Here is a 5,219-nt window from a genome sequence, read left to right on the forward strand (position 1 = left end):
AGGCGCGCTTCCCGCAGCGGCTCTGGCTGGCGGTGGAACTGCTGCGCGGCCCCGACGACGCCGCGCTGCTGCAGGCGCGCCTACAGTTGGCGCAGCGCCTGCAACTGCCCGCCGTGGCCAGCGGCGACGTGCACATGCACGCGCGCGGCCGCCGCGCGTTGCAGGACACCTTGACCGCGATCCGCCAGCGCCTGCCGCTGCACGACGCCGGCGCCCACCTGTATCCCAACGGCGAACGTCATCTGCGCCCGCGCGCCACGCTGGCGACGCTGTATCCGCCGGCGCTGCTGGCCGAAACCGTGCGCATCGCCCAGCGCTGCAGTTTCAATCTCGAGCAACTGCAGTATGAGTACCCGCACGAACTGGTGCCGCCCGGGCACACGCCCACGCAATGGCTGCGCATCCTCACCGAACGCGGCGCGGCCGAGCGCTGGCCGCACGGCGTGCCGGACAAGGCACGACGCCTGATCGAACACGAACTCGGCGTGATCGAGCGGCTGAAGTACGAGTCCTATTTCCTCACCGTCTACGACCTGGTGCGCTTCGCACGCTCCAAGGACATCCTGTGCCAGGGCCGCGGCTCGGCGGCGAACTCGGCGGTGTGTTATGCGCTGGGCATCACCGCGATCGATCCGGACCGCATCGGCATGCTGTTCGAGCGCTTCATCTCCGAAGAGCGCAAGGAGCGGCCGGACATCGACATCGATTTCGAGCACGACCGCCGCGAGGAAGTGATCCAGTACATCTTCCGCCACTACGGCCGCGAGCGCGCCGCACTGGCGGCGGTGGCGATCAGCTACCACACGCGCAGCGCGGTACGCGACGTGGCGCGCGCACTGGGCCTGCCCAGCGACACCGTCGACGCGCTGTCGTCCGCGCTGGGCCAGCGCGACCCGGTGGAGTCGGCGCAGGAATTGCTGCGCGAACGCGGCTTCGACCCGGACACGCCGGTGATGCGCCGGCTGCTGGTGCTCGCCAGCCAACTGATCGGCTTCCCACGGCACCTGTCGCAGCATCCCGGCGGCTTCGTCATCTCCGAGCATGCGCTGCACACGCTGGTGCCGGTGGAGAACGCGACCATGGCCGAGCGGACGGTGATCCAATGGGACAAGGACGACCTGGAACTGGTCGGACTGATGAAGGTCGACGTGCTCGCACTGGGCATGCTCAGCGCGCTACGCCGCACCCTGGACCTGCTGCGCGCGCACCGCGGCCGCGACTACACGCTCGCGACCATTCCTGCCGAAGACCCTGAGACCTACGCCATGATCCAACGCGCCGACACCATCGGCGTGTTCCAGATCGAATCGCGCGCGCAGATGGCGATGCTGCCGCGGCTGCAGCCGAAAGAGTTCTACGATCTGGTCATCCAGGTGGCGATCGTGCGCCCCGGCCCGATCCAGGGCGGCATGGTGCATCCGTATCTGCGCCGGCGCAGCGGCGAGGAAGCCACCGACGATCTGCCAGACGAACTCCGCGAGGTGTTCAGGCGCACCCTCGGCGTACCGCTGTTCCAGGAACAGGTGATGCAACTCGCGGTGGTCGCCGCCGGCTACACGCCGGGCCAAGCCGACCAATTGCGTCGCTCGATGGCGGCCTGGAAACGCCACGGCGGGCTGGAGCCGCATCGCGACAAGCTGCTGGAAGGCATGCTTGAAAGAGGCTACAGCGCCGAATTCGCCGCACGCATCTTCGAGCAGATCAAGGGCTTCGGCAGCTACGGCTTTCCCGAGAGCCACGCCGCCAGTTTCGCCCTGCTCACCTACGCCAGTTGCTGGCTCAAGTGCCACGAACCGGCGGCGTTCACCTGCGCGCTGATCAACAGTTGGCCGATGGGCTTCTACAGCCCCGATCAGTTGCTGCAGGACGCGCGCCGCCACGGCCTGCAGGTGCGGCCGGTGGACGTGCGCTACAGCGACTGGGAATGCAGCCTGGAAGCGCACAGCCCCGATCCCGAGGTGCAGCCGGCGATCCGCCTGGGCCTGCGCCTGGTCCGTGGCCTGTCCGAGGACGCCGCATTGCGCCTGCAGCAGGCACGCGCACAGGCGCCGTTCCACGACCTCGCCGACCTGTGCCACCGCGCCGCGCTCGACGACAAGGCCCGCGCCGCCCTCGCCGACGCCGGCGCATTGAAAGCGCTGGCCGGCCATCGCCATCGCGCCCGCTGGGCCGTGGCCGGCGTCGAAGCGCAGCGCCCCCTGTTCGAAGGGCTGGCGGCCACAGCCGAGCAACAGGTCGCGCTTCCACTCCCCAGCCAAGGCGAAGACATCCGTGCCGACTACGCGACACTCGGCACCACCCTGGGCAAGCATCCGTTGACCCTGCTGCGCGCGCAGCTGCGTGCGCGCCGCTACCGCCATTCCGGCGAGCTGCGGGCGTTGCCGCACGCCAGTGCAGTCGCCATCGCCGGTTTAGTGACCATGCGCCAGCGCCCGCAGACCGCCAGCGGCGTCACCTTCGTCACCCTCGAGGACGAGCACGGCCTAGTCAACGTGGTGGTGTGGCGGCGCCTGGCCGAACGCCAGCGCCAGGCCCTGCTCGAATCCCGGCTGCTACTGGTGCGCGGCCGCGTCGAGACCGAGGGCAAGGTCCGCCACCTGATCGCCGCCCATCTGGAAGACCTGACGCCCATGCTGCTTGGCCTGGATATCCGTAGTCGGGATTTTCATTGAGGCAGTCACATGCGTCACAGCAACCCGGCGACAATTCGATTTGATTGCCTAACGAAGGCAACACCATCAAGGCCTGCGGTCAAACTGGTTGGAGACAACGTAAACTTTGCGGCGTAATGCGCTAGTCTCCGCCGCCACTACAACGACGACTAACGTGACATCCAAATCCCGGCGATGTCGTTTCTCCCCGCGCAGTCGACATTGTCTGCCGCGTAACGGACCACAAGCGATTTCTGGTTTGTAACAGCCATAGAGACAACGGCAAGCGTCGGATTAAAGTCAGGATCCGACTGCCTGATGATGCCGGCTCCGCCTTCCACCCAATCCACCCAAAGCATACTGTCGCCGACGTAGAACGCTTTTGGCGTCACCATGCATTCCGTCACCGCCATGGCTGGCGATGCGATGACGCACAGAAGAAGCCCAAACGCTAACGAAAATAAAGAAACCCGAAATTTCATATCACCCCCTGTTCTGATGAAAATCAATCAGCAACGCTCACACGCCCCTTCTTGCCCAGTGAGCGATCTCTTTGTGGAGCCGTCGATCACTGTACACGACACTGATGTCGCCCCCCGTGTTGACAGCGAGGAAATCGACCCAGTCAATATGCCAACATGAATTCCACGCAGCAAGCGCCTTACGACGATCTTTGCACTACGTTGTGGACGCGCCGGCCCCAATTGGCGTTGGATCAATTATCGTCCAGTACGTACCGCCGTTGGCAGTGCTCGCAGAAAAACGCGCGCCGCTGCGCCTTCCCGAGTTGCTTGCGATAAGTGAGCAAATGACCGTCGCGCGGACACACCGTCTTGGTGTGCACCTGATAGTGCTTCTTCAGTTCGTAGGCTTTCTTCCAGCGATAGAAATCGAAGCTGTACTCGCGCGCCTGCGTCACCAATTCGCCCAACTTGCGCGGCGGCAACGCGCCGATCTCGCTCTCGGGATGCACACGGATGCGGTGCAGCACCTCGTTCTTGATGATGTTGCCGACGCCGGCGAACACATCCTGATCCAGCAAGGCATCGGCGGCGAGCGCATGCGGCCGCAGCCGCAACTTGCGCCGCGCCTGCGCCGCATCCCAATCGGGATTCATCACGTCCGCGGTCCAGTCGTAGGCCGCATCCAGCGGACCGTCGATGAACTTGATCGAACATGCGTAGAAGTTCAGCTCCTCGCCCTTGGCGAAGCCCAGACTCAAGCGCGCCGACGCATCCTTGCGCGCATTGATCCGGTAGCTGCCGAACAGCAGGAAGTGGATGCGCACACTGAACGCATCGAACTCGATCAGGAAATGCTTGCCCCAACTGCGCAGCGACAGGATCTTGCGATTGCGCATCCGCTCCAGATCCAGCTTGCTGTTGCCGGACACCCGCAACACCTTGCGACCGGCGAACGCGGCGGCTTCTTCCTTCAGGATGACGATCGAGGGACCTTCGGGCATGCCTGCAGTATTGAGAACTTGAGTGAGTCAATCGTGATCGCAGCGTAGATAGAACGTGCAGCCATAAGTACACACTCTTGGCCAGCATAGCCAAGCAATAAAGCAAAGAAAGGCAAAAGCTAATGAGCTTAACCCATAAATGATTCTAAGCTACATTTTTCCAGTGAGCACGTCGCTTAATAACAAGCCCCCCAATACCATCCAACTCAATTGAAGTGATGCCCTGTGAACGAGTCACATCCAGCAACATGAGCGCCTTCAAATTCGATTCACTGAAAAATCTCCGAACAGCTACCAAACTAGAGTTCAGACGATTGCTTAGCGGCGCAAGCTCACGAGTGGCTTGTACTAATGAGCGCTGCGCATCCCGATCATCTTCAGCAGGAGACCACGTCAGCAGGCACTCAACCAATCTTTGCAGCTGCGAACGAATCTCACGGGGACTGCCTTGCGGCCGAAAGCACTGCAACCCCACCAACTCTCCAACAGCCACCCTTTCGCTAGACGCCACATATGGACCTGGCTCATTTTCAACACGAGACCCTGCGAGCATCGCACGACGAATTTGAATCTCGTCGACAGTAAGGAACCTATCTTTCTCAATTATTGAGTAACCGCGTTCGGCACGCCTCTCAACTTCCTGAAGCAGTGATCCACGAGCCTGCTGCACGAATGACTCATAAATCGCGATTGCAGCGTCGACTTCTGGCGTGTTATCGAGCCAAAATTGTTTCCTCTGAGCCTCATCCCTTGCTTCAAGCAGTGCCGCTATGCGCGCCTCAGCATTCATGCGCTTACGACAGATGCTGACATTGGAAGCCCAAAGGCCGGCATCGGCGTATTTTTCAGCGCAATTATTTCCTATGTGTACAAACCGATGGTCAGGCAGGGCAACGATCCATCCATGTGCATGCCTCTGCTCGCAACCCTTTCGCCCACAAGGACGCATGTCTTTCGAATCGAAGTGGTACTCCCAGTCGACGCGCCCATTTTGTATTTCTTCGATTGGGACGTTCCGCAATTGCCTAGTTATCGCAAACACATCCTCCCAGCCTTTCGGCCTAGGGGGCACCGGAGAGAAATCTGGTTCTTTTTTCATAGAC

General features: G+C 62.0%; 4 protein-coding genes. 1 reads left to right on the forward strand and 3 read right to left on the reverse strand.

Going from position 1 to position 5,219, the window contains the following annotated elements; all coding sequences use genetic code 11:
• The coding region (locus tag D588_RS0105755) for an error-prone DNA polymerase (protein ID WP_017915300.1) at positions 1 to 2,672 on the forward strand (2,672 nt) is incomplete at its 5' end.
• A gap of 149 nt (positions 2,673 to 2,821) precedes the next feature.
• On the opposite strand, the gene D588_RS27715 is transcribed toward D588_RS0105755, so the two are convergent.
• The 3 genes from D588_RS27715 to D588_RS27720 all read right to left on the reverse strand — a co-directional run.
• Positions 2,822 to 3,133, reverse strand: coding sequence for a hypothetical protein (locus D588_RS27715; protein WP_150410534.1), 312 nt, complete (start codon positions 3,131 to 3,133; stop codon positions 2,822 to 2,824).
• Between the two features lie 233 nt (positions 3,134 to 3,366).
• Positions 3,367 to 4,116: a DNA-formamidopyrimidine glycosylase family protein gene (locus D588_RS0105760; protein WP_017915301.1), complete on the reverse strand. Its 750-nt coding sequence runs from the start codon at positions 4,114 to 4,116 to the stop codon at positions 3,367 to 3,369.
• 145 nt (positions 4,117 to 4,261) lie between these two features.
• A partial coding sequence (locus D588_RS27720; protein WP_157836431.1) for a hypothetical protein occupies positions 4,262 to 5,219 on the reverse strand: 958 nt, incomplete at its 5' end.

Source organism: Xanthomonas sp. SHU 308 (genome assembly GCF_000364645.1).
In the GTDB taxonomy this organism is placed as follows: domain Bacteria; phylum Pseudomonadota; class Gammaproteobacteria; order Xanthomonadales; family Xanthomonadaceae; genus Xanthomonas_A; species Xanthomonas_A sontii.

Excerpts from the sequence above, each read along its gene's own strand:
- D588_RS27715 (WP_150410534.1), bottom strand. The coding sequence starts at position 3,133 with ATGAAATTTCGGGTTTCTTTATTTTCGTTAGCGTTTGGGCTTCTTCTG.
- D588_RS0105760 (WP_017915301.1), bottom strand. The coding sequence starts at position 4,116 with ATGCCCGAAGGTCCCTCGATCGTCATCCTGAAGGAAGAAGCCGCCGCG.